Annotated in this window: 20 protein-coding genes, 3 tRNA genes and 1 pseudogene; 14 read left to right on the top strand and 10 right to left on the bottom strand. The window is 71.5% G+C overall.

Annotation, left to right across the window (positions count from 1 at the left end; all coding sequences use genetic code 11):
* The first annotated feature begins 96 nt into the window (after positions 1-96).
* The 3 genes and pseudogenes from C6W10_RS34070 to C6W10_RS34060 all read left to right on the top strand — a co-directional run bounded on the left by C6W10_RS34070 (position 97) and on the right by C6W10_RS34060 (position 3,138).
* Complete coding sequence (locus C6W10_RS34070) at positions 97-810, top strand: response regulator transcription factor (RefSeq protein ID WP_107263125.1); 714 nt, start codon at positions 97-99, stop codon at positions 808-810.
* Positions 800-2,239 (top strand): annotated as a pseudogene (locus tag C6W10_RS34065) (histidine kinase dimerization/phospho-acceptor domain-containing protein); the annotation flags it as partial. The gene C6W10_RS34070 and the pseudogene C6W10_RS34065, both read left to right, overlap by 11 nt.
* A 194-nt stretch (positions 2,240-2,433) precedes the next feature.
* Positions 2,434-3,138, top strand: a complete 705-nt coding sequence (locus C6W10_RS34060; protein WP_107263123.1) for a glycosyltransferase family 2 protein — start codon at positions 2,434-2,436, stop codon at positions 3,136-3,138.
* Positions 3,139-3,200: 62 nt separating this feature from the next.
* On the opposite strand, the gene C6W10_RS34055 is transcribed toward C6W10_RS34060, so the two are convergent.
* Positions 3,201-4,103: a transketolase family protein gene (locus C6W10_RS34055; protein WP_107263122.1), complete on the bottom strand. Its 903-nt coding sequence runs from the start codon at positions 4,101-4,103 to the stop codon at positions 3,201-3,203.
* A gap of 6 nt (positions 4,104-4,109) precedes the next feature.
* Complete coding sequence (locus tag C6W10_RS34050; RefSeq protein WP_107263121.1) at positions 4,110-4,847, bottom strand: transketolase; 738 nt, start codon at positions 4,845-4,847, stop codon at positions 4,110-4,112.
* 63 nt (positions 4,848-4,910) lie between these two features.
* Here C6W10_RS34050 and soxR point away from each other — a divergent pair, with 63 nt between their 5' ends.
* A complete protein-coding gene (gene soxR / locus C6W10_RS34045) occupies positions 4,911-5,432 on the top strand; it encodes a redox-sensitive transcriptional activator SoxR (RefSeq protein WP_107263120.1) in 522 nt (173 codons plus the stop codon).
* Between the two features lie 7 nt (positions 5,433-5,439).
* On the opposite strand, the gene C6W10_RS34040 is transcribed toward soxR, so the two are convergent.
* Positions 5,440-6,417, bottom strand: a complete 978-nt coding sequence (locus tag C6W10_RS34040; RefSeq protein ID WP_107263119.1) for an NAD(P)H-quinone oxidoreductase — start codon at positions 6,415-6,417, stop codon at positions 5,440-5,442.
* 197 nt (positions 6,418-6,614) lie between these two features.
* Here C6W10_RS34040 and C6W10_RS34035 point away from each other — a divergent pair.
* Positions 6,615-6,703 (top strand) — tRNA-Ser (locus C6W10_RS34035).
* A gap of 131 nt (positions 6,704-6,834) precedes the next feature.
* Here C6W10_RS34035 and C6W10_RS34030 read toward each other — a convergent pair.
* The gene (locus tag C6W10_RS34030; protein ID WP_107263118.1) at positions 6,835-7,824 is read right to left on the bottom strand and encodes a transcriptional regulator; all 990 of its coding nucleotides are present in this window, start codon (positions 7,822-7,824) and stop codon (positions 6,835-6,837) included.
* Positions 7,825-8,150: 326 nt separating this feature from the next.
* Here C6W10_RS34030 and C6W10_RS34025 point away from each other — a divergent pair, with 326 nt between their 5' ends.
* The gene (locus C6W10_RS34025; protein WP_107263117.1) at positions 8,151-8,435 is read left to right on the top strand and encodes a hypothetical protein; all 285 of its coding nucleotides are present in this window, start codon (positions 8,151-8,153) and stop codon (positions 8,433-8,435) included.
* Positions 8,436-8,563: 128 nt separating this feature from the next.
* Complete coding sequence (locus C6W10_RS34020; protein WP_107264507.1) at positions 8,564-9,106, top strand: YbhB/YbcL family Raf kinase inhibitor-like protein; 543 nt, start codon at positions 8,564-8,566, stop codon at positions 9,104-9,106.
* A 63-nt stretch (positions 9,107-9,169) separates the two neighbouring features.
* Here the strand turns inward: C6W10_RS34020 and C6W10_RS34015 are convergent, their stop codons facing one another.
* The gene (locus C6W10_RS34015) at positions 9,170-9,880 is read right to left on the bottom strand and encodes a class I SAM-dependent methyltransferase (protein WP_101368967.1); all 711 of its coding nucleotides are present in this window, start codon (positions 9,878-9,880) and stop codon (positions 9,170-9,172) included.
* Positions 9,881-10,215: 335 nt separating this feature from the next.
* A complete protein-coding gene (locus tag C6W10_RS34010) occupies positions 10,216-10,995 on the bottom strand; it encodes an IucA/IucC family C-terminal-domain containing protein (protein WP_107264506.1) in 780 nt (259 codons plus the stop codon).
* Between the two features lie 350 nt (positions 10,996-11,345).
* Between C6W10_RS34010 and C6W10_RS34005 the strand changes: the two genes are divergently transcribed.
* Positions 11,346-12,872 carry a peptide deformylase gene (locus C6W10_RS34005; protein ID WP_369937431.1) on the top strand — a complete coding sequence of 509 codons (1,527 nt, stop codon included), beginning with the start codon at positions 11,346-11,348 and terminating at the stop codon, positions 12,870-12,872.
* Between the two features lie 97 nt (positions 12,873-12,969).
* Here the strand turns inward: C6W10_RS34005 and C6W10_RS34000 are convergent, their stop codons facing one another.
* Positions 12,970-14,085: a globin domain-containing protein gene (locus C6W10_RS34000; protein WP_107263116.1), complete on the bottom strand. Its 1,116-nt coding sequence runs from the start codon at positions 14,083-14,085 to the stop codon at positions 12,970-12,972.
* A gap of 178 nt (positions 14,086-14,263) precedes the next feature.
* Here C6W10_RS34000 and C6W10_RS33995 point away from each other — a divergent pair, with 178 nt between their 5' ends.
* Positions 14,264-15,088 carry a CPBP family intramembrane glutamic endopeptidase gene (locus C6W10_RS33995; protein ID WP_107263115.1) on the top strand — a complete coding sequence of 275 codons (825 nt, stop codon included), beginning with the start codon at positions 14,264-14,266 and terminating at the stop codon, positions 15,086-15,088.
* Here the strand turns inward: C6W10_RS33995 and C6W10_RS33990 are convergent.
* Positions 15,049-16,614: a hypothetical protein gene (locus C6W10_RS33990; protein WP_199853792.1), complete on the bottom strand. Its 1,566-nt coding sequence runs from the start codon at positions 16,612-16,614 to the stop codon at positions 15,049-15,051. The two genes, C6W10_RS33995 and C6W10_RS33990, sit on opposite strands and share 40 nt — an antisense overlap.
* A gap of 568 nt (positions 16,615-17,182) precedes the next feature.
* Between C6W10_RS33990 and C6W10_RS33975 the strand changes: the two genes are divergently transcribed.
* Positions 17,183-17,273, top strand: a tRNA-Ser gene (locus C6W10_RS33975).
* A 34-nt stretch (positions 17,274-17,307) separates the two neighbouring features.
* Positions 17,308-17,380: transfer RNA gene (locus C6W10_RS33970), tRNA-Arg, on the top strand.
* A gap of 745 nt (positions 17,381-18,125) precedes the next feature.
* On the opposite strand, the gene C6W10_RS33960 is transcribed toward C6W10_RS33970, so the two are convergent.
* Positions 18,126-19,244: a hypothetical protein gene (locus C6W10_RS33960; RefSeq protein WP_159104868.1), complete on the bottom strand. Its 1,119-nt coding sequence runs from the start codon at positions 19,242-19,244 to the stop codon at positions 18,126-18,128.
* Between the two features lie 382 nt (positions 19,245-19,626).
* Between C6W10_RS33960 and C6W10_RS33955 the strand changes: the two genes are divergently transcribed.
* Positions 19,627-20,322: a response regulator transcription factor gene (locus C6W10_RS33955; protein ID WP_107263112.1), complete on the top strand. Its 696-nt coding sequence runs from the start codon at positions 19,627-19,629 to the stop codon at positions 20,320-20,322.
* Positions 20,315-21,331 (top strand): sensor histidine kinase KdpD, encoded by a 1,017-nt coding sequence (locus C6W10_RS33950; protein ID WP_107263111.1) that lies wholly within the window; start codon positions 20,315-20,317, stop codon positions 21,329-21,331. The genes C6W10_RS33955 and C6W10_RS33950 overlap by 8 nt, the downstream gene beginning before the upstream one ends.
* A 52-nt stretch (positions 21,332-21,383) precedes the next feature.
* On the opposite strand, the gene C6W10_RS33945 is transcribed toward C6W10_RS33950, so the two are convergent.
* Positions 21,384-21,953, bottom strand: a complete 570-nt coding sequence (locus C6W10_RS33945) for a DM13 domain-containing protein (RefSeq protein ID WP_107263110.1) — start codon at positions 21,951-21,953, stop codon at positions 21,384-21,386.
* 433 nt (positions 21,954-22,386) lie between these two features.
* Here C6W10_RS33945 and C6W10_RS33940 point away from each other — a divergent pair, with 433 nt between their 5' ends.
* Positions 22,387-23,844: a potassium/proton antiporter gene (locus tag C6W10_RS33940; protein ID WP_107263109.1), complete on the top strand. Its 1,458-nt coding sequence runs from the start codon at positions 22,387-22,389 to the stop codon at positions 23,842-23,844.
* Positions 23,845-24,099 lie beyond the last annotated feature (255 nt).

The raw sequence follows: 24,099 nt of genomic DNA, 5'->3' as shown, positions 1-24,099 counted from the left end.
CGCTCGACCAGCGTCCCGACGGGCCACGGCGGACCCGTACCGGATCCGAACGTTGCCGGCGGGGGCACCGGGCCGGCGATCGGACATCATTGGCCGGTGGCCGTCGACACCGCGCAACCCGGCACCTCCCCGCACCGGGGCCTCGTCCTGGTGGTCGAGGACGAACGGTCCATCGCCGACCTGGTCCGGCTCTATCTGACCCGGGACGGCTACGGCGTACACGTCGAACACGACGGCGACGCCGGACTCGCCGCGGCCCGCCGACTGCGGCCGGTCGCCTGCGTACTGGACATCGCCCTGCCCGGCCTGCCCGGCACCGAGGTCTGCCGCCGGCTACGCGCGGCCGGGGACTGGACGCCGGTGATCTTCCTGACCGCCCGGGACGACGAGGTGGACCGGATCGTCGGGCTGGAACTCGGCGCCGACGACTACGTGACCAAGCCGTTCAGCCCGCGCGAGCTGGTCGCCCGGATCCGTGCGGTGCTGCGCCGCACCGGCGGCGCGCCGGACGCCGCCGAGCAACCCCGGGTGGTCGGCCCGGTCACCCTCGATCCGGTACGCCGGCAGGTCACCGTGGCCGGCGACCCGGTGCAGCTCACCTCGACCGAGTTCGACCTGCTCGCCCACCTGATGGGCCGGCCGGGCCGGGTCTTCACCCGGGAGGAGCTGCTGGCCAGCGTCTGGGGGTACGCCGCGCACACCGGCACCCGCACCGTCGACGTGCACGTCGCGCAGGTACGCGGCAAGCTCGGCCCGGCCGCCGACGTGATCCGCACCCATCGCGGCGTCGGGTACGCCTGTGCCGGCTGACCCGACGCCCCGGGCGGGCCGGCCGGCGGCAGACCCGGCCGGCGGCGCGCCGGAGCGGAACCGGTCCCGCCGCTTCGGGCGTACCCTGACCGCCCGCGCCGTCGCGGTCAGTTGTGCTGTCGCCCTGGTGTCGGTACTGGTGACCGCCGTCGTCGCGGTACCGCTGGCCGCCCGCTCGGCGGAACGGCAGGCCCGGGAGGCGCTGACCGCCCAGGCCCGGCTCGCCGCCGAGGCGCTGCGCAACCGGCTGGACCGGGGCCGGGCCGCCGACGAGGAGCGGATCGTCCGGCAACTGCGCAACCAGGGCATCGACGCGTACCTGATCAGGGCCGGCAACCCCGACCGGCCCGGCCTGCCCGCCGAGGTGGTCGACCGGGTCGCCGCCGGCCGGAACTTCTCCGGGCGGCGGACCGTCGCCGGCCAGCCGGCGATGGTCGAGGGGCGCTGGCTGCCCGGCGGCAACGGTGTCGTGCTGGCCCGGCCGGCCACCACCGGGCTCTGGGGCGACGTCGCCGGGCTGCTCTGGCTGCCGCTGCTCGCCGGGCTCGCCGCCGGGGTGGTGGCCGGGGCGCTGCTGGCCCGCCGGCTCGCCCGGCCGATCCGGCACGCGGCCACGGCGGCGGCCCGGCTGCGCTCCGGCGACCGGGCGGTACGCCTGCCGGTGGAGCCGCCGGAGGAGGCCGCCGACCTGGCGTACGCGCTCAACGAGCTGGCCGCCGCGCTGGCCCAGAGCGAGGGGCGGCAGCGGGAGTTCCTGCTCTCCGTCTCACACGAGCTACGCACCCCGCTGACCGCGATCCGGGGCTATGCGGAGGCGCTGGCCGACGGGGTGGTCGGCCCGGAGGGTGCCCAGCGGGCCGGGCAGACCATGCTGACCGAGGCCGAACACCTCGACCGGCTGATCGGCGACCTGCTGTCGCTGGCCCGGCTGGAGGCGGCGGACTTCGCCCTGGAGCCGGTGCCGGTGGACCTCAACCAGTTGACCGCCGATGCGGCGCAGGTGTGGAGCGCCCGCTGTGCCGCGCTCGGCGTCGTACTCCGGGCCGAGGTGCCGGCCGGGCCGACCTCGGTGCACACCGATCCGGGCCGGATTCGGCAGGTCGTGGACGGGCTGCTGGAGAACGCGCTCCGGGTCGTACCGCCGGGCGCGGCGATCGTGCTCGCGGTACGCCCGGCGGGGCCGGCCGAAGCGCCGGGTGGGGTGCTGGAGGTCCGGGACGGCGGGCCGGGACTGACCGACGACGATCTCGCGGTGGCCTTCGAACGCGGCGCGCTGCGCCAGCGCTACCAGGGGGTACGCAAGGTCGGCACTGGTCTCGGGCTGGCCCTGGCCGCCGGTCTGGTGCGCCGGCTGGGCGGCCGGATCACCGCCGGGCACGCGCCGGAGGGTGGTGCCCGGTTCACCGTCTGGCTACCGGCCGGACCCTGGACCGGTCACCGGTCGCAGGGGTCGGCGCCCCTTACTGCGGTCCCGCCGGCGGCCCGGGCGACCCCGCCGCCGGCCCACGCCGATCCCGCCGAACGGACCTGACCGGCGAGGCCCGGAGCGGATGCCAGGCATGGCCCAGGCCGGTAATCAGGCTAGGCTAGGGCCGATTTGTCGTCGGCACCGTGGAGACTCCCGTGAAGCTCTCGATCCTCATGCCGGTCTACAACGAGGAAGAACGCATCGCGGACGCCCTCAAGCAGGCCCTCGCGGTCGACTATCCGTGCGAGATCGAACTCGTCGTGGTCGATGACGGTAGCCGAGATGGTACCGGAGAGATCCTCGACCGGGCCGACGACACCCGGCTCCGGGTGATCACCCATCCCCGCAACGCCGGCAAGGGTGCGGCGATCCGGACGGCGGTGGACAACGCCGAGGGCGAGTACATGGTGATCCTCGACGCCGACCTGGAGTACGACCCGCAGGACATCCCGAAGTTGCTCGCCCCGGTGCTGGACGGCCGGGCCACGGTGGTCTACGGAAATCGGACCTTCGGCAGCCACAGCGCCTACAGCTTCTGGTACGTGATGGGCAACAAGGCCGTCACCACCGCCGCGAACGTGCTCTTCAACTCCTACATCGGCGACCTGGAGACCTGCTTCAAGCTGATGCCGGTCGCGCTCTACCGCTCGCTGGACGTCCGCTCCCGGGGCTTCGGGATGGAGGCGGAGGTGACCGGCAAGCTGCTGCGCCGCCGGATCCGCCCCTACGAGGTGCCGATCAGCTACCGGGCCCGCAACCGGGAAGAGGGCAAGAAGATCACCTGGAAGGACGGCGTCGAGGCGCTGCTGATCCTCGGCCGGGAACGTACCCGCCGGCGGGAGCGCGCCGGCCGGCGCTGACCGGCCGCCCGGCCCCACCCCCGACCCGGGGACGGGTCAGGGGCGCGGCCCGTGGCGGGTGGTCAGTCCAGGAACTCGACGATCGACCGGCGCAGGCCCGCCGGGTCGAGGCCGTGCCACCGGGCGTGATCCGCCGGCTCGCCGTACCGCCGCAGGTCGGAGCGGCCCACGCCGAGCGAGAGCGACCGGTGCGGTACCCCGGCCAGCGCCGCGCCGAGCAGCGCGCTCGACGTGCCGGCCAGGTACGGCTCCACCAGTACCACCGCCGGGGCGGCGCCGGCCGAGGTGGCGGTACCGGCCAGTTCCCGGAGCCCGACCACGTCGAACGGGCGCGGGGTGTGGGTGTACGCGACCGTCACGTCCAGCCCGGCGACCGCCGCCAGCACCGGCCGGAGCATCGGGCCGACCGCCACCACCAGGGCGGAGCCGGCCGAGCCCCGGCGAAGCACCGTCAGCCGTCCCGCCCCGGGCAGCGGCGCCTCGTTGACCTGGGTCGAGAGCCGCAGATAGACCCGGTCGTCGTGCCGGGCGGCGGCCCGGAGCAGCCCGGGCACCTCGGCCGGATGCCCGGGCACGTGCACCGTCCAGTCGGTGAGGGTGTCCAGCAGGGCCACGTCGCCCGGGGACATGTGCGTGCGGCCCATGCTCGCCCCGTCGTACGACGCGCCGACGCTGACCACCACCGCACCCACCCCCTGGTGGTCGAGGTCGAGCTTGAGCTGCTCGTACACCCGGTCGACGGCGAAGGTGGCGTACGAGTGCACGATCGGGCGCAGCCCGGTCAGGGCGAGCCCGCCGGCCACGCCGACCATCAACTGCTCCCGGATGCCGACGTTGAGTACCCGATCCGGGTGCGTCCGGGCGGCGGGCGCGAAACTCGACGCCGAGATGTCGGCGAGCACGACGGCGGTACGCGGATCGTCGTCCAGCAGCGCGGTGGCGGTGTCGATGAAGGTGTCCCGCATCGTCGGTCACTCCTTGGGCTCGACGACCGCGACGACCACGTGCGGCCGATCCGGTCGGGCGGTGGTGATGGCGCTCTCGATCGCGTCGTGGTCGCGGCCGTCGACGGTGCTGGCGGTCCAGCCGTGCACGGTGAACCGGCTGGCGATCCCGCCCGGCCAGCCGTGGCTGGCGGACTGGTTGTCGATCACGATCGCGGTGAGCGTGCCGAGGCCGGTCGCCCCGGCGTACGCCATCGCCTCGTGGTTCGACCCCTCGTCGAGTTCGGCGTCGCCGAGCAGGACGTACACCCGGGGTCGGTCCAGGCCCTGGGCGCGCAGCCCGAGCGCGGTGCCGACGCCCAGCCCGAGGCCGTGGCCGAGCGAGCCGGTGCCGATCTCGACCCCGGGGACCAGTACCCGGTCCGGGTGGTGGCCGAGCCGGCTCTCCGGGCCGGCCAGGTCGTCGAGCCAGTGCTCCGGGATGAAACCCTTGGCGGCGAGTACCGCGTAGTAGGCGGCCGGCCCGTGCCCCTTGGAGAGCAGGAAGCGGTCCCGGTCGGGCTCGTCGGCGGTCGCCGGGGAGACCCGCAGGACCCGGTCGTAGAGCACCCAGAGCACGTCGAGGGTCGAATGTGCACTGGGCGCGTGTTTCTCGTCGCCGGTCAGCCGGCGTAGCAGCGGCCAGAGTTCGGCCGGAAGTTCGGAGCGCCGTGGCTGCGGCGCGGATCGGCGGGTACGCCCCGGCGGGGTGGCTGTGGTCGTCATGCCTCTACCCTGCAAGTTGAAGTGCGCTTCAACTCAAGCCCTTCAGGGCAGGGGAGGATCGACGTGCGTCAGGAGGGCCTGACCATCGGGGAACTGGCCGCCCGCTCCGGCGTGGCGACCTCGGCGCTGCGCTACTACGAGCGGCTCGGGCTGATCCGGGCCCGGCGTACCGGAGGCAACCAGCGACGCTTCGACCGGGCCGAACTGCGCCGGGTGTCGTTCATCCGGATCTCGCAACAGCTCGGCGTCTCACTGGAGGACATCCGGGAGGCGCTCGCCGAGCTGCCGGACGGGCGTACCCCGACCAAGGCCGACTGGGCGCGGCTCTCCGCGCGCTGGCGTCGACGGCTGGACGAGAAGATCGAGCTGATGACCCGGCTCCGCGACGACCTGAGCAACTGCATCGGCTGCGGCTGCCTGTCGCTGCGCAGCTGCAACCTCTACAACCCCGGCGACGAACTGGCCGCCCAGGGCACCGGCCCGCGCAGGATGCTGCCCGCCCCGCCACCTGCCGTGGTGCACCCGGAGCCGCCCCCGCCCCCGTCCCCGCTTCTGGAGCCGGGCTCGGCCGACGGGACCGGGTGATTGTGATTCAGTCGACCGTGAGCAGCACCTTGCCGACGTGGTCGCTGGACTCCACGACCCGGTGCGCCTCGGCCGCCTCGGACATCGGCAGCCGGCGGTAGATCACCGGGCGGACCGAGCCCGACTCGATCAGCGGCCAGACCTCCTCGCGTACGCCCCGGACGATCGCGGCCTTCTCGGCGGCGGGCCGGGAGCGCAGCGCGGTCGCCGCCACCGAACCCCGCTTGGCCAGCAGCGCCGCCAGGTCCAGCTCGCCCTTGCGGCCGCCCTGTAGGCCGATCACCACGATCCGACCGCCGGTGGCCAGCGCCTTGACGTTACGCCCTAGGTAGGAGGCGCCCATGATGTCCAGGATCACGTCGGCGCCCCGGCCGTCGGTGAGCCGCTTCGTCGCCTCGACGAAGTCCTCCTCCGCGTAGTCGACCAGACCGCTGGCGCCCAGCTCGCGGAGCTGGTCGTGCTTGCCGCCCCGGGCCGTGGCCAGCACGGTGGCGCCGAGAGCCGCGCCGAGCTGGATCGCGAAGGTGCCGATGCCGCTGCCGCCGCCGTGCACGAGCAGCGTCTCCCCGATGCCGAGCCGGGCCAGTTGCACCACGTTGGACCAGACCGTGCAGGCGACCTCGGGCAGCGCCGCCGCGTCGGCCAGGTCGACCCCCTCCGGTACCGGCAGGAGCTGCCCGGCCGGCACCGCCACCCGCTCGGCGTAGCCTCCGCCGCTGAGCAGCGCGCAGGCGGGATCGCCGACGCTCCAGCCGGTCACCTCGGCGCCGACCGCGCTGACCACGCCCGCGCACTCCAGACCCGGGTACGGCGGAGCATCCGGCGGCGGCGGATAGTGCCCCTGGCGTTGCAGCAGATCCGCCCGGTTGACCGCACTCGCCCGGATGTCGAGCGTCACCTCGTCCGGCCCGGGGGTCGGCTCGGGCACGTCGGCCCAGACCAACGCGTCGGGTCCACCCGGCTCGGGAATCGTGATCGCCTTCATCGCTCCAGTCTTACCCGATCTCGCTCCCGCCCCAAGACTCGACCCGCGATCCCGTGATCGTTCCGGTGGTCCCATGGCTCTCAGCCGCTGTGCCCGTCGATCCGTCGGCGGTCCCCGGGCTGGTACGCCCGGCCGGCGGCCGGTCATGGCACACTAGGCACGGCCGTGACCGCCGTTGGATCGACGACCACGGCCCCGGAGGGCTCGCCTAGTGGCCGATGGCGCTGGTCTTGAAAACCGGTAAGGGGAGTGATCCTCTTCGTGGGTTCGAATCCCACGCCCTCCGCGCGACGTGACAGACATTCAGGCAGGTACACGCCATCGTCCCTGTTCCGTCACACCATCCCGATAGCCGAACCGCGACTACGGCGGGAGCGGTCCAGTAGCCCGGCGTCCGCTGCGACGCCGCGCTCTCCGCTACTCCGGCATCGGCCGGTACGCCTCGTACGCGTCACGCAGGTCCCGGGCTTCGCTGATGCCGGTCGCCTCGACGCTCGCAACCACCTCGGACGCCCGCCACCAGTTCGACGCCACCACCCGGCCGGACGTGATCGCCGCCTGAGCCGTGACGCTGGCCTCGTCTGGCTTCCCGGCAGCGACCAGCGCCAGGCCAAGGTCCAGCCGCGCCGACGCGGTGCGCCGGGGCCGGGCAGATCCGTTCAGTTCCGCGACCGCCGCTCGGGCGTAGTCCTCGGCAGCCGGTTCACCGGCCCAGGCGAGCGTCGTCGCGGTGTACGAGAGCGCCTTCGCCGGGTCGTACCGGTAGTGGTGCTCGGGCCGGTCCGGCACCGGCAGCGGGGACACCAGCCGGGACAGTCGGGACAACGTGCGGCGCGTCTCCCGCTGGTCGCCGATCCGGGCCCATGCCCGGCCTTCCTGCGCGGTCGCCTGGATGTACGCCGAACTGTCGCGCGGCGCCACCTCCTGAGCCTGGCGAGACAGGTTGAGCGCCCGTCGGTAGTCGCCTGCGGTGAGCACGTCCCACGCCACCGTCTCCAGGCACCACGCCTGGATCTCCCGGTGCTCGGTCTGCTGTGCCAACTGCTCGGCGATCGCCAGGTGCGCGGTTGCGGCGGCGCGGTGGCGCAGATCGATGTGCACGGTTGCCCGCAGGAGACTGAGCCACCCACCGGCGACCAGTAGGCGTCTGCGCTGGTCGAGCGTCGCCCGGGCGTCGAGCAGCCGGCCGATCCGGGCGAGCTGTTGCCGGATCGGGTCGAGCAGCTCGCCTGGCGGACTGGTCGCGTACGCGCTCGCCAGGTCATCGACGGCCAACTCGACGGCGCTGAGCACCTCGGCGCTGACGTCGGTCGCGTCCACGAGTTGGGCGAGGGCGCCGACCGAGAGCCCTCGCTCCTGCCGCAGTCGGCGGAGAAGCGGGGCGAAGTACGGGTCGACGTCGTACATGGGGACCGTCCCAGGTTGGAGCTGGGTGGGTGGTGGCTCGGGCCTGACCTGCGGGGACACCACTTCGGACGGTACACACTCGGCGGCGGAGAGACTCCCCACCAGTGTCTCCGTGTTTGCCGCTGTGGATCTGTCCGTGCGGGGTCTGGTCCGCTACCTGGGAGATGTCCCACACTCTGTTGACGGCTACGCGGGGCGTACCCCTACGCTCTACGCGTAGTAATCGCGCGGTGATTCTGCGTGCACAACTTCTGCGGAAATCGGCGGTACGGGGCCGCTGGCGACAGTCACGCCCGGGTGGGCGTACGGAGTGAAGCGAGGGCGCCATGGAGCTGCGGCTCACCCCGGTGCAGGTGCGGAACCGACTGATCCTGGTGGCCCGGCGGATCGTCGCCGACCACGCCTCGGACGCCGAGGGGATCTGCCGGATCTGCGGGGTCCTGCACTGTGAGGCGCTGGCGGCGGCACGCGGTTATCTGGCCCGGGTCGAGGAGCCGCGCCGCCCGATGGTGGTCGAGATCCACCGCCGCGCGGCGGTACCCCCGCCCGGGATCACCGCCACCGCGCTGCGGATCGCCGCCGACGCGGTGCCGCAGGACGCCGAGTCGTAGCGGCGGCACCGGCGGTCGGCGTACCGGCCCGGTGAGGTCCGCGCGGGTGGTTACCCGTCGAACGGGTAGAAAGGGCACGGCGCCGGTTGCCCGGCCCGAGCCACCCGCTGTGCGGAAAGGACATCGCGATGACTCTCGACCGACCCGTTCCACCCGACCCGTACGAGATGCTGCCGAGCGTTCCGGCATTCACGTTGACCAGTAACGACGTCCAGAACGGCGAGCCGATGGCGGCCGAGTTCGCCCACCCGAGCGTCGGCGGCGGGAACCTCTCGCCGCAGCTCGCCTGGACGGGCTTCCCCGCCGAGACCAAAAGCTTCACGGTCACCTGCTACGACCCCGACGCGCCCACCGGCAGCGGATTCTGGCACTGGGTGCTGGTCAACGTGCCGGCCGAGGTGACCGAGCTGCCCAGGGGGGCCGGGCGGGAGTCGTCGGCGGGCGTCCAGGGGGCGTTCAGCGTGCGCAACGACTACGGCGAGCAGACGTACGGCGGTTCCGCGCCGCCGGCCGGAGACCGCCCGCACCGGTACGTCTTCGCCGTGCACGCCCTGGACGTGGAGAAGCTCGACCTCACCCCGGAGGCGAGCCCCGCGTACGTCGGGTTCAACCTGACCTTCCACACCCTGGCGCGGGCGGTGATCCGGCCGACGTACCAGGTCAAGGGCTGAGGCTGGCGACGGGGCCGGCATCCGGCGATTCGAGCCGATGCCGGCCCGTGGCCCGCGGTGGCGTCAGGCGGGCACTCGGGCTACCGCGAAGACCGACTGACCGAACGGCGGCCGGACCACCCGCTCGGCGGCCTTGGTCACCGGCAGCACGAGGCTGTCGTACACCTTGACCATCGGCCCTTCCTTCGGCATCAGCCGGAAGACGCTGGTCGCCATGTAGTAGCCGATCAGGCCCAGCGCGTTGGCGTAGTGCAGCGTCTCGACCTCCAGGCCCGCCTCTTCGAGCGCGGCCCGCATGGTCTTCTTGGTGTAGCGCCGGACGTGCCCGGTGGCGATGTCGGCCGGGCTCATCGCGAACTGGAAGGCCGGCACGATCAGCACGATCGCCCCGCCGGGCCGGACCAGGTTGCGCATGCTCCGCAGCGCACCGACGTGGTCCTCGATGTGCTCCAGGACGTTGTAGGAGACGGCGGCGCTGTAGTCGCCCTGCTCGGTGTTGGGCAGCAGCATCTGCCGCACCTCGATGGTCGGTTCGCTGGCGAGGCGCTCCTTCAGCGCGACCAGCCGGTCCGGATCAGCCTCGGTCGCGGTGAAGCGCTCCAGGAACGGCGCCCACTCGATGGCGTAGTCGCCCAGCCCGCTGCCGATCTCGATCGGGTTGTTGCCCAGGTAGGGCAGGGCCAGCTCGACGAACCAGCGTCGGTGGTTGACGGCGGTGGCGAGGCCCTCGAGCACCTCTTCCTGAATGCGTTGATCTCCAGTTATTTCTGCCATGCGTAGATCCCTCACGCTCTGACTCGACCTGCACTGGACCGACAGAGTGAACCATCTACGACGACCGTAGGGAAATTGGGGCACTCGTGCGAGCCGAACTCGTGACTTCAGGCATCGGTTGTGACCAGTTCGGGGGCGTTTTCGTTACAGACCACCCGAACATAGCCCCAGGACGTTGGGCGGACGTGACGCGGGGATAACAGTCCAGTGTCGATCTCCTGGCCGTCCGCCACGCTCCGGAATCCGGCGGTGACGCTCGGATCGTCGATGCGACGGCGCGGGGCCGGTGCGGGCGCGGACGACGGCGGGCCGGTGCGAGCGCGGACGGGCGGGGCTCAGGGGGTGCGGATGCAGCAGCCGGCGCAGACCTTCGGCTGTGGCAGGGTGAAGGCCAGGCAGCAGGTCTTGCGCTGCACGGTCAGCTCGCCGGTCGGACCGGGCACCAAGTCGACCAGGTCGGCCACGCCCAGGGTCTCCAGCAGCGCCCCGATCGTCTCGGCCGAGCCGCCGGGCAGCGCGTCGGCGGCCCGGAGCACGCCGTGCGCCACGCCGGAGGCGACCGAGCCGAGCAGCGTCCGGGCGCCGACCCGGACCTGCTGGTGCAGCGAGTCGAGCATCGGGGTCAGGTGCGCGTCGAGCAGGGAGGCGCGCAGCGCGGCGAGCAGCTCGGCCTCGCCGAGCACCACCCGTACCTCGGGCAGGCCGTGCAGGGCCAGCGGGTCCGAGGGGAGCACCGCGATCTCGGTACTGCGGCGCATGCCGAGCGTGAGCAGCGGCCGGTTCTCCTCGAACCGGACCAGCACGTCGGAGGGGCGCAGCAGCGGCACCCGGCGTGCGGAGGCCCAGCCGAGCACCACGGGCAGCAGGAGCCAGTAGGTGTAGGACTTCCAGGCGAGTGCGGCGGCGGCGTGCGAGGTGGCGCCCCAGCGCTGCCGGGTGACGGCCAGCAGCTCGGGCAGCCGGGTGCCGTCGACGAGTTCGGTGGCCGGAGCCCAGCCGGTCTCGTCGGAGACCAGCAGGCCGGTCGCGAGGCCGGGCAGCTCGTCGGTGCCGAAGGCGGCCCGCAGGGTCGCGGTGACCGGAGCCAGTGGTGCGGCGGCGCGGTCGCCGATCAGGATGGTCACGCTGGGTTGCCGTTTCGTGGCGTTCCGGCCGACGGGCAGGCGCCCGGCACGACGGCCGCAACCGGACTGGTCTGCCTCGGGAACACCTGGATCAACCCCCCATGTCTGACACCGACCGTCACCATAGCTTACTAAGGCAAGGCTAACCAGAGTTGGGGACCCGCGCATCCCGACCCGCCATGTTCGCCCCGACACGTCGAAGATCTGACCGGTACGCCACGGGTGGGTGAGGGAGGATCATCCACGGAGACCGGAATGTCAAGCCATTGTCGTTAACGCGCCAGTTCTGTCAGACTGGCCGGCTCGGCCAGCAAACTGAGATTCCCGGCCAGAGGAACCTGATGACCACGCCAATCGAGCGGGCTGCCGACTCGTTCGCGGCCGAGCTTTCCCGTCGGCGGGTCGAGCGGGGCATGACTAAGAAACAGCTCGCGGCCCGGATGGGGTTCGACCCTTCCTACGTCAGCCATGTCGAGGGTCGGCGGCACCGGCCGACCGAGGACTTCGCCCGGCGCGCGGAGGCCGTACTCGGTGCCGCCGGAGCGATCTGGCAGCGCTTCCAGGAGTACGACGAGCTGCGGCAGGCCCGCTCCAGCGCGGTCGCGCACCGCGATCCGCCCGTACCCGAGCAGTGGATGCCGCCCGGCACCGGCCTGATCGTGGAGCAGGAGACCGCGACGCTCGCCTACCACGAGGGCGCGTACCGCTGCGTGATCCGCCGGGCGCTCTACAACGCCGGTACGGAGCCGGTGACCCGCTACCTGGTGCGGATAGCCGTGGACCGCTATCCGAACGACCCGGCCCGGTCCAACCGGCACCACCGGGAGAACCCGCTGACCTTCGCCGAGCTGGACCTCCAGGCGTTCTGCGACGACCAGGGCAGCCGCGAGCCGATGGAGTGGCGCAAGAAGCACGACCGGGACGCGTTCAAGGAGGTCTGGCTGCTCTTCGAGAACGGCGACGGCCGGTTTCCGCTGTACCCGGGCGAGCGGGTGACCACCGAATACTCCTACCGGGTCAACCAGGACAAGTGGGGGCAGTGGTTTCAGCGCGCCGTACGGCTGCCCACCCGCCGGCTCGCGCTCCGGCTCGACCTGCCGCTCGACCTCGACCCGCAGGTCTGGGGCGTGGAGACGTCGCTCTCGGCCGAGGAGGGGCCGCTGCGTACGCCACTGGTCCGGCACGACGAGGGCGGCCGGGCCCTCTTCGAGTGGTCGACCGACGACCCGCCGCTGAACGCCCGCTACCGCCTGGAGTGGCGCTACCGGGCCCAGCCGGCCACCCCCGCGACCCCGCCGGCCGAATCGGCGGAGGGCCGGGCCAGCGACCGGATGCGGGCCGCCGGCATCGTGCAGCTCGGCGCGGACCTGCTCCGCCAGCCGGCCCGGCACTTCGACCTGCCCCGGGACGACGCCAACGCCCGGGACGTGGTGGCCCGGCTCCGGGCCGCCCTGGAACGCCTCGACGAGCTGCACCCGTTCAGCAAGGGGGTCGGGCTAGCCGCCCCGCAGATCGGGCTGCCCTGGGCCGCCGCCGTGGTACGCCCACCGGACCGGGACGCCGAACCGGTGGTACTGCTCAACCCCCGGGTGGTTGACGCCGCCCTGGAGACCGACGAGCAGTACGAGGGCTGCCTCTCCCTCTTCGACCTCCGTGGCCTGGTCGCCCGGCCGCTGCGGCTCGACGTCGAGCACGCGCGCTGGGACGGCGGGCGCATGATCACGTCGTTCGAACTCGCCATGGCCCGACTGGTCGCGCACGAGATCGACCACCTGGAGGGCCGGCTCTACGTCGACCGGATGGACCCGGAGGTCCCGCTGGTGCCGATCGAGGAATACCGGGACACCGGCAACCCCTGGCGCTACTGACCCCGCCCGGCGGCAGCCCCCGAAACGGGGGCCGGGTCTCCGTGCCCTACGGAGAGGAGGGCACGGAGACCCGGCTTTGGGGGGAGAGGGAGGGTGTCTAGAGGTCGCCGAATGCGTCGTACCGGATGTTCTCCGGGGGCACGTCGTCGGCGGCGAGCGCGCGGAGCGCGGACCGGACCAGGGTGGCCGATCCGGAGACGTAGCAGTCGTGGGTGGTCCACGGGCCGTACCGGGCGAAGACGTCGGTGATCTCGCCCCGCTCGCCGTCGAAGCCGGGATCGGCGCTGCACACCGGGATGACCGACAGCCAGGGGTGCGCGGCGGCGAGTTGGTGCAGCTCCGTCAGCCCGTACAGCTCGTCCCGGTTGGTCGCGCCGACGAAGACGTGCATCCACCGGGTGCGGTTGTATCCGGCCAGTTCCTCGGCGAGCGCCTTGATCGGGGCGAGACCGACGCCGCCGGCCACGCAGAGCACGTCCCGGGTGGAGGCCCGGTCCAGCGTCATCCCGCCCATCGGGGCGGCCACCCGCAGCAGGTCACCGACCTTGACCCGGCGTACCAGGGCACTGGAGACCCACCCGGCACCGACCGCCCGGACGTGGAACTCGAGCGTGTTGTCCGGACGGGGGGCGTTGGCGATCGAGTACGTCCGCCACAGGCGCGGCTGGTACCGCGGCACCTCGACGCTGACGTACTGCCCGGCCCGGTAGGGCAGCGGGTGCTGGAGCGCCCGACAGGTCAGTACGGCGACGTCGCTGCCCCGGCGCTCGTGGCCGACCACCTCCGCGTGCCAGAACGGCGGGTTCGGGTCGTCGGCCGCGCCGGCCTGCATGCGCTCGGCGATCACCCGGTAGGCGTCCCGCCACGCCTGGTCGTACTCGACGGTCCACTGCTCACCCGCGACCTCCGCCAACGCGGCCAGCAGCGCGGTGCCCATGGTGTCGTAGTGCGCCGGCCGGACGTGGTATTTGCGGTGGTCACGACCGAGCGACCGGAGATAGTCGTCGAAGTTCTCCGGGTCGTCGATGGTCTGGACGGCGGTCACGATCGCCTCCAGCAGGCGGTCCCGCTGGCCGCTCATCTGCACCGGAAACAATGTGCGCAGGGCGGGGTCGGACAGGAACATCCGGGCGTAGAAGTATCCCCCGATCTTGTCCCGTCGGTCTTCGACGAGGGTCCAGCTCTCCTTCAACAGCTGCGCGAGGTTGTCCATGACACCTTCTCGGTCGGGGCCACTGCGCGGATAAGAATGAATACCGTGAGTCAGTGTCGGTCGCACAGAGTGTGCGATTGACGATCGATCGGCCGTTGTCGGAGAACCGACTCCGGTCGGCACCGGAATGGCTGCGAACCGGCCGGAAATGTGATCCCCGATCGGGCACAGTTGTCGGGTGACGGTTGATCTCGCCCGCCCGCTCTCCCGCCGCGTACTCGGCACCGAGGTGCTCCTCGTGCTCGGGCTGTCCCTGGGACAGTCAGCGGTCTACTCGGCGGTGACGATCATCGCCCGGCTCACCGCCGACCGGCCGCTGTCCCAGCAGACCGCCACGCTGAACGCCTCGCAGTCGGCGCGGCCCTGGCTCGACCTCACGTACCAGCTCCTCGGGATCTTCTTCGCCCTCGTGCCGGTGCTGCTCGCCGTACACCTGTTGAACCGGGACCGGACCCTGGACCGCGACGGGCTGCTCGCCCCGGACGCGCTGCCCGGGCAGCGTCGGGGCGGTGCCCGGGAGGTACTCGGCCTGGACGGGCGCCGGCCCGGTCCGGACCTCGCCTGGGGCGCGGCGCTGGCCGCCGCGATCGGCCTGCCCGGGCTCGGCCTCTTCTGGATCGCCGCGCATCTCGGCGTCAACGCGAGTGTCGTCCCGGCGAGCCTGCCGGACCTGTGGTGGGCGGTCCCGGTGCTCGTCCTCTCGGCCGCGCAGAACGCGATCCTCGAAGAGGTCGTCGTGGTCGGCTACCTGATGACCCGGCTCCGGGACCTCGGGTGGCGGGTCGGCGCCGTCATCGCCACCAGCGCGCTGCTACGCGGCTCCTACCACCTCTACCAGGGCTTCGGGGCGTTCGTCGGCAACGCCGTCATGGGAGTGCTCTTCGCGCTGTTCTTCCTGCGTACCAAGCGGGTGCTGCCACTGGTGGTGGCGCACACCCTGCTGGACGTGGTCGCCTTCGTCGGCTACGCGCTGCTGCCCCGGGAATGGTTCGACTGGTTGTAGGCGGCCTGTTCGTTCCCGACGGCCACCGCCGGACGTACGGCCAGATCCGACCGGCCCGCTTCCGAGCGGTAGTACCCGACGGCCCGGGCGGCGAGCCGTTCGGTGTCGGCGGAACCGAGCATCGCGGCGGCCAGCGTCATCGCCCCGGGCAGTCGCCGTACGGCCAGCCGCAGCACAAGCCAGTTCGCGGTCCGGGCGACGATCGGCGCCCCCAGCCGCCAGCCCGCCTCGACCAGCCGACCCAGCTCGGCGTCGACGTCGGCGTCGGCGTCCTCCTCGTCCTCGTTTGAGGCGTCGTCGGTCGTGGGCAGGGTGTTGTCCGTTGCGGGTGGGGTGGCCGCTGTGGCTCGGTCTGGGTCGTGGCCGCCCTCCGCGATCGCGGCTTCGGCGGCCGCCAGCGCGGCCCGGGCACTGGCCAGGTCCGGGTGGACCCGGGTCAGCACCAGCACGTCGGCGGCCCGCTCCGGCCCGGTCGGATCATGGCCGTGGGCGGCGGCCAGGTGCAGCACCAGGCCGGCCTGCGCCCAGGTGACGGCGGCCAGCTCGGCGAGCGGCGCCAGCAGCCCGGTCACCGTGGAGAGGGCGGCGCCGGTGGCGGCGAGCCGGACGTACCGCCGGGTGGCCAGCCGGACCAGGCCGTCGGCTGTGGCACCCGGGTACGTGGCCCGGACCCACTCCGCCCACCCGCGAGCCTCCGGGCCCAGTCCGCGTACGGCGGCCAGGGCGAGCAGCTCGGGTGCGTACCCCGGATGGTCGAGAAGCTGCCGGACCGTCGAGGGGCGACCCTCCCGCCCAGGAGTACGCCCCGAAGCCGCCCGATCGGCCGGGGCGGTTTCGTTGGGCGCGCCACCCGGCTGTGACGTACCGATGCCGGTCGGCTCGGGAGTCGGGATTCTGTTCACGGAGGGGTCGACGGCGTCGGTGGCGGGGGGCGGTGCCGTCGTCGTCGGTGGCGCGGTGGCGGCGGCAAGTACCGGTGTACTGGTACTCGTACTCCCACCGGGGTCCGTCGTGGCGGGCTCGGGCGACGGCGTTGCGGCGGCTTCCTCGGCTGTGGGCTTCTTCGCGGTACGGGCCTTCTTCGCCGTGGCCTTCGTCACGGCGGCGGCCTTCTTCGCGGGTGCCTTGCTCACTGCGGCGGTCTTCTTGGCGGGTGTCTCGCTCGCGGCGGCGGCCTTCTTGGCGGTGCTGGCCTTCTTGGCGGTTGCCTTCTTCGCCGTGCCGATCTTCTGGGCGGTGGCCTTGGTCCCGGCCGTCTTCCTGGTGGCGGCCCTGGACGCGGCGGTTGCCCTCGCGGTGCCGCCCTGCGGGCCGGCGTCGGCCGTGGTCTCCCCGTCGACGGTGGTGTCCCTGCCTGCGGTGGCGGCATGCTCGGGTGCCGGGACGGCTCTTCCGTCCGTGGCCTCCGCGCCGGATCCTTCAGCCGGAGCCGGAGCCGGAGCCGGAGCCGGAGCCGGAGCCGGAGCCGGAGCCGGAGCCGGAGCCGGAGCCGGGTCGGTGGGTTGCGGGTGGGTCGGCGGTGGCACCGTGGCCGACGGAACCCGGTAGGCCCGTCGTCCGGCCGAGGGCGGTGCGGCGGGACCCGACTGCGCGGGTGTTTCCGACGCTCGCACGGGACTTCCCGGCGCCTGAGCGGGACTTCCCGACGTTTGAGCGGGGCTTTCCGCAGCCCGGGCGGGTCGGGTGGGCGGTCGCCCGGACGTCGGTGGCTCGACTTCGGGAGGCGGCTGGAAGAGCACCGTCGGAGGCGTCTTGCGGGTGCGGGGGCGGGGCGGCGTCGGGGGCCGGTCGCCCGTCTCCGCCTCCGTGGCGGTCTCCGGGTCCGGAGCAGGGGTGAAGGTGGCCTTGGTCGGGCCGGAGCGGCGCGTGGACCTCGGCTCCGGGCGGCGTCGCGACGGCTCGGTGGGCGGCTGCTCCTCCATACCATGTGAGCCTAGTCTCGGTGGCGGATTGGCACCGAACAGGAATCGGCGGAGGTCGTAACGTCGGTCTGGCGGGCGGGGCCGACGCGGGCCGGGCGTACCCGGGAAGTCGTTTTGCTCCGCCGGGTGGCCGCCCTGTATCCTCGACCGACGTGGTCTGGTGAGACCACGGGGAGACTTCGCCTAGTCTGGTCTATGGCGCCGCACTGCTAATGCGGTTGGGGTCTTAAAGCCCCTCCCGGGTTCGAATCCCGGAGTCTCCGCGCTTAGGTCGGTGTGTAGACTGACCCGGCACCTGCGCCCGTAGCTCAACGGATAGAGCATCTGACTACGGATCAGAAGGTTAGGGGTTCGAATCCCTTCGGGCGCGCAAGATCAAAAGCGCCTGACCTGCGGGAACGCGGTCAGGCGTTTTTGTTGCTCGTCCTGGGTGGACCCTGGGTGCCGTCTGGCTGTCATGTGGTGTCGCTACTCTCTGTAATCATACTGGGGACGGATCGGTGGCGGGTCGGCGCGTGCGACGAGCCGGGCGAAGTGAAGTGTGGCGTAGCCGGAGTGCAGTGGCAGACCGTCGCTTCGGGTGAACACGTGAGCCACTCGTCCCGGGCTCTGCTGGCGGCGGCCTTGGACGGGAAGCCGCCTCGGCGCGCCCGGGCGGGCTTGCCGAACGCGTCGGTGGTGGAGCAGTCGAAGTACCAGGTGCCGTGGCCTCGCTGCGGCAGCCGGGGACAGTCCTTCTCCAGCCGCTTCTTTGTGCTGGTGGCGCCGCAGCCGCAGCGCTTGTAGGTCTTGCCTAAACCGGCCATGGCGTCTCCCTGTTGCCCGGAATCCGATGAAATGTGAGCGCTGGTCACATTCTCGGCCGGACTGTTGGGAGCGAGGCGGACTGCCGGTCGTCGCGGGGCCGGGTCTCGAGGCAAAGGTGAAGTACCGGTCGATGTGGGGTGACAGGCGGGTCGCCTACCAGTTGCTGGTGCGTTCCTGGCCGCCCCTTTGGTCCTCGCTTTGGTGCTCGTGGCTCTCGTCGTCCTGACTCCGGTTGTTCCGTAGGCGAGGAGTTCGGCTGGCGGAGCTGCCTCCAATACAGCGGTTCGGTCGCAGCTCCGCCCCTGTCATCAGCCGATGCGTTCGATGAGTGCCCTACTTTCCGCAGCGGGGTCCCAGACGGCGCCGACGCCCCAGAACGTCGACGTGCCCGGGATGTTGGTCAACGCCGACAGGTACGGGTCGGCGTTGTTGACCTTCGGTCCGTAGGCCGCGCTCCACCGTCCGCCGGTGTATCGCAGGAACAGCGACCCGGGATACTCGACGTACGGCGGTACGGGGTTCGCTCCGCTGATCCACAGGTTGCCGGCCTGGTCGCCGGCCACGGCGCCGAGGCTGCCCGCGGCTACCGGTGCGGTCACCCGCCGCCAGGTGGTGCCGTTCCAGCGCATGATCAGCGGCTTCGGTGCGCTGTCGTAGTCGGCGGTGCCGACCGCCCACGCGTCGGTGGCGGAGCGGGCCCAGACGCCGAGCAGGCGCGCGCTGGGCACTGTCGGTAGGGTCGCCACCTGCCATGCCGAGCCGGTGCGCTGCACGATCATCGGTTCGGGGTAGGCGGCGTCCTCGACGTGCCAGGCTCCGACCGCGAACGTGGCACCGTCCGGGGCGGTCGTCACTCCGTAGAGGGTGCCGGGCCACGCGTCGGCGCCCGGCACCGTTGCCCTGGTGAAGCGCTGGCCGTCCCATTCCAGGACGAGTGGATGGGCGTTCCCGCCGACGAGCACGGCCCGCCCACCGTCGGCGGCCACGTCGAACAGCGTCGAGGCGGTGTCCTGGCCCAGCGGTCGGTATCCCTGCCAGGCCGAGCCGTTCCATCGTGCGGCGTACGGGGCGAGTTGCCGGTCCTGTCCGACGGTCCACACGTCCGACGCGGTGGTCGCGCTCACCCCCGACAGGGTGCTGACGTCATCCGACAGCAGCCGCTCGGTCCAGCTGTTTCCGTCCCATCGCAGCAACGCGTACGGCCGGGGCGGTGGCGGTGCGCCGTAGCTGGCGCCCTGGTAGCCGACGGCCCACGCGCCGTCCGGTTCGGTCGCGGTCACGTCCACGAGCCGGCTCGAAAGCTCCAACTGCGGCAGAGCCGCCACCCGCCAGTTCGGGACTGCCTGGGCCGGTGTCGCCCCGGCCAGGCTGACCAGCACCACCCCGAGCGCCATGACGCGCGTCCGGCGTCGCATCGAGATCCTCATGGATACTCCTTCACGAACACAGTTCCCTGCTGGGTCGATGGGGATCAGCGTCGACGCCTCCGGCGGGGATCGCGAGGACGCGGGCCTTTCCGTAAGGCCCTCGTAATCTCAGGGCGCATCCGCAGGGGCCGACCGGTCTGTCACCCACCACGCGCGGACATCTGCGGTCCCACCAGGCCCCAGCCAGCTCATGGGTTGCAACAGTCAACGGCCGGTCGCCGGTTCGACCGATTCCGCTGGTCGACCTTTGACGGGCTCCGGAAGCCGATCGCCGTAAGCACTTCGAAAGGGTCCGCAGCCTCTGCTTCCTGCCGGCCGGTGGCTACGCTGGCCCGATGGCGACGAACACGGTCGATCGGACAGGCGTGCGCGGAGACCATCGGTGACACACCGGGTCCTGGTGGTCGACGACGACCAGACCGTCAGTGATGTGATCTGCCGTTACCTCGAGCACGCCGGCTACCAGGTCAACCACGTCGGGGACGGCGCCGCGGCCCTGACCGCCGTCGCGCGGCAGGCGCCACATCTGGTCGTACTCGACCTGATGCTGCCCAAGGTCAGCGGGCTTCAGGTGTGTCGCGAGTTGCGGGCACGACCGGACAGCCTGCCGATCATCATGCTGACCGCGCTCGGCGACGAAGCCGACCGGATCCTCGGCCTGCAACTCGGCGCGGACGACTACCTGACCAAGCCGTTCTCGCCCCGGGAGTTGGTGCTCCGGGTGCGGTCGGTGCTCCGCCGCGCCAGCGGGGAACCACCACTCGGGCGGTCGGAGGTCCTGACCGACGACGGTCTGGTGCTACGTACCGGACCTCGGACGGCCCACCTAGACGACACCGAGCTGGCGCTGACCTTACGAGAGTTCGACCTGCTCGCCCACTTCCTGCGGCAACCGTCCCAGGTGTTCACCCGTGCCGAACTGCTGCAGCGGGTCTGGGGATGGGACTTCGGTGACCATTCGACGGTCACGGTGCACGTACGGCGGCTCCGGGAGAAGATAGAGGTCGAGCCCGCAGCCCCCCGGCGGATCGTGACCGTGTGGGGCGTCGGTTACCGCTACGATCCCGCCGATGCGTGACCTCGCGCTGATCTTCGTGATCGCCCTCGGCGCCGCGGTCGTCGTCGGCACAGCCGGCGCGGTCCTGCTTCGTCTGCTCCGGCGCAGCTCAATCACCGTGCACCTGTGTGTCCTGCTGACCGTCACGGTCATCGCGGTCGTCGTTGGCGTGGCCGCCGTCGCGGAGGCGATGTTTCTGTCACCGCACGACCTGGAGGTGGTCCTGATCACCGTCGCGGCGGCAGCGACGGTGAGCCTCGCCGTGGGTTGGCACTTCGGACGGCGACTGGCCGCCGCGGCAATCTGGGCGAACCAGGCCCGCGATCGGGAACGGCACCTCGAAAAGGGGCGCCGCGACCTCATCGCCTGGGTGTCGCACGACCTGCGCACCCCGCTCGCCGGGCTGCGGGCGATGGCGGAGGCGCTGGAGGACGGCGTCGTCAGCGACCCGGCGACGACCGGCGAGTACCACCGACGAATCCGAACCGAGACGGACCGGATGACCCGCCTTGTCGACGACCTGTTTGAACTGTCCCGGATCAACGCCGGGGCGCTCGCCCTGTCCCTGACCGCGGTTTCGCTCCGCGAGGTCGTCTCGGACGTGCTGTCCAGCACGGCGCCGCTGGCCGCCGCACGACGGATCCGGCTGGTCGCGGCCGAAACCGGATGGCCGACGGTGTCGGCCAGCGAACCGGAACTGACCCGGGTGGTGGCCAACCTGCTGGTCAACGCCGTCTGCTACACCCCGGAGGACGGTACCGTCCGCATCGAGGCCGGCCGCGAACGTGAATCCGCCTGGCTGTCGGTCTCCGACACCTGCGGAGGCATCCCACCGCCGGATCTGCCCCGCCTGTTCGAGGTGGCGTTCCGGGGCGAACCCGCCCGCACTCCCCGGCAGACCGACGCGGGCGCTTCGGGCGGACTGGGACTGGCGATCGTCCACGGGTTGGTCGATGCGCACGGCGGCCGAGTGGAGGTACACAACACCGCCGACGGGTGCCGTTTCGTCGTCCGACTGCCGGCCGCCTGATCCATCAACCGGGGCCGACCGCCGGCCGTCTAGGTCGTGAAAATGTCGCAGGTCAGGTGGCTTGCAGTTCCGCTGCCCCGAACGAGACCGCAAAGCGCTTGCACCAGATCGAGACGCTGCGGAAGTCCGCCGGATCGAACGAGCGCGGAAGTTCGTACACCTGGTTGCCGCGATTGCCCTTGAGCCGCGCCACCTCGAACCACTTCCCGTCGTCGAACAGCCGCCACCCTGCCGTACCCGCCACCACCGGCTGGTCGGTCAACCAGACCCGCAGGTCCGGCCCATTCGATGTGTCGAGATCATGTAGCACGAGCAGATGCCGACCGTCTGCTTGTCGGACGATCTCCGCTCGTCCCGTCGTGGTGTGCTCGTGGGTGATGAAGATACCCGCGGCCAGTAGCTGGTTCGACGCTGGCGGGTCGGATCCGGCAGAGGCCGGGGTCGCACCGGAAGCGTCCGGTGCCGGCGATGCCGTCACGGGCGCGACGGGAAGGGCGTCATCGACACGGCTGTCCGTGACCAGCTTCCACGGCTGGAACCAGTACAGGCCGAACGCCGCCACGATGCCGAGAACCACCACACCAGCCCAAGCGAACGGTGATCTGAAGACCCGGTTCCACATGCGTCGAATCTACGGGGACTGCACCTGCGGAAACGCCCAACGCATCTTGCAAAACCCTTACGGCCCCCGAGCCACTGACCTACGGCGTGATCGAACGGGGGATGTAGGCGCCGTGCCTGACCGCACCACCGGCCGCCAACTGTCTGTAGCTGATCGTCTCGTTCCTGCCTGCTCCGGGTCCCGGGGCCTGGCGAGCCGAGCTTCTGCCAGCGGGCGCGTACGGCGTTCGGGACTCTTCCGAGCTGGAAGGCGCGCTCACGCGACGTGGCCGTCCTCGTGGCGACCGGCGCGGTCGGCGAGCTTGTCGTGCTGGCCGCTTCTGGCTCCATCTTCATGACCACAGCCGCAGAACCGTGGCGCCGGTGGGACCGGTTTGTCGGTCCTGTTGTCGGGTAGGGCCATCGCGGGTCGCGTGTGCTGGAGGGGACCCGGGATGATCGGTTTCGCCTGGGTAGTCGCCCTGCTGTCGCTGGCCGCGATCGCCGCAGTACTGTCGCATCGGGTCAGCGACCGGTTGCACGTGCCCGCGCCGGTGGTGTTCCTGCTCGTGGCCGCGGCACTGTCGGATCTCTTCCCCCAGCTCGGCAAGCTGTCGACCGGGACCGTGCGGCACGTCGTGACCGTCGCGCTGGTGTTGGTGCTGTTCAACGGCGGCATGAACATCGGCTGGCGCCGGCTACGCCCCGCGCTGGCGCCGGTGCTCTGGCTAGGGGTGCTCGGCACGGTGCTGACCGCGCTGGTACTCGCCGGGCTCGCTCACTGGATCTTCAATTTTGGCTGGCTGGCCGCGCTGCTGATCGGTACGGCGCTGGCGCCGACGGATCCGGCGGCGGTCTTCTCGGTGCTGGGCCGGCGGGAGATCCTGGGCCGGACCGGCACGCTGCTGGAGGGGGAGTCGGGGGCGAACGACCCGGTCGGTATCGCGTTGATGCTCAGCCTGCTCGCCGCCGGCTCGGCCAGCGGCTGGAGTGCGATCGGCATGGGAATACGCGAGTTCGCCCTACAGATCGTCGTCGGGTTGCTGGTCGGCGTGGTCGGCGGGTATCTGCTGGTGCTGCTGATGCGTCGGGTCGCATTGCCGGGCGAGGGCCTCTACCCGTTGCAGGTGCTCTTCGCCGGCCTGGCGATCTACGGCCTGGCCACTGTCGCTCGCGGGTCGGGATTTCTCGCCGTGTTCCTGGCCGGCATCCTCGTCGGTGACGCGCGGGCGCCGTACAAGCGAGAGATCGAGCGGTTCCACGAGGTGTTGGCGAGTTTCGGGGAGATCGTCGCGTTCTCCGTGCTCGGGCTGGTGGTGTCGCTGCGGAGCCTGCCGGAGGGCAATGCCTGGCTCGTCGGGCTGGTCCTGGCGGTGCTGCTGACCCTGGTGGTACGGCCGCTGGTCGTCGGGACGCTGCTGCTACCGGCCCGGTTGCGGTGGGGAGAGCGGATCTTCGTGGCCTGGGCCGGCTTGAAGGGTGCGGTGCCGATCCTGCTCGGCACCTTCATCCTGACTAGCGATCTCTCTCAACAGTTGCGGCTGTTCGACATCATCTTCGTGGTCGTGGCGTTCTCGGTGATCGTGCAGGGCGGGCTGGTGACCGTCGTGGCCCGACTGTGCCGGGTGCCGATGCGGGCACTGCCGCTACGGCCGTGGACGGTCGGATTGCGGGTTCGGAGCGAGCCACAGGGAACCCACCGGTACCACGTTGGCGAGGGCTCGCCGGCCGTTGGACGCTCGGTACGGGACCTGAGCCGCGACGAGGGCGTGTGGGTGAGCCTGCTGACCCGCGACGGCGAAGCGGTCCCGGTCAACCGGGACACCGTCCTGCGGTCGGGAGACGAAATTTTGATCACCGTGGACCCGGACGAGCCCGACAGGTCCGCGAGGCTGTTCCGCCCTGGACGATGAGCAGCGCATCTGCTGGCGACAGGACAGTTCTGACAGCGATAAAAAGTTAGAAAAGGACGGCGTCTGTTGTAGAGGCTGCTCGATTGGCTTGCGCTACTAGGGCGCTTGACAGAGCAAGGGGCCCGATGTTGACTTACGGATATGACCTCAGCAGAAGAACAAGAATCGTTAGCCCGGTCGAATGTGACTAACCGCGAGATCTTTGTTTCGTGGTGGTACTACGCGATAACCGGCGTAATCGCAGGCGCTGCGGTC

The organism is Plantactinospora sp. BB1, assembly GCF_003030385.1.
Classification (GTDB): Bacteria; Actinomycetota; Actinomycetes; order Mycobacteriales; family Micromonosporaceae; genus Plantactinospora.
This window is presented reverse-complemented; position numbering and strand designations above follow the sequence as displayed.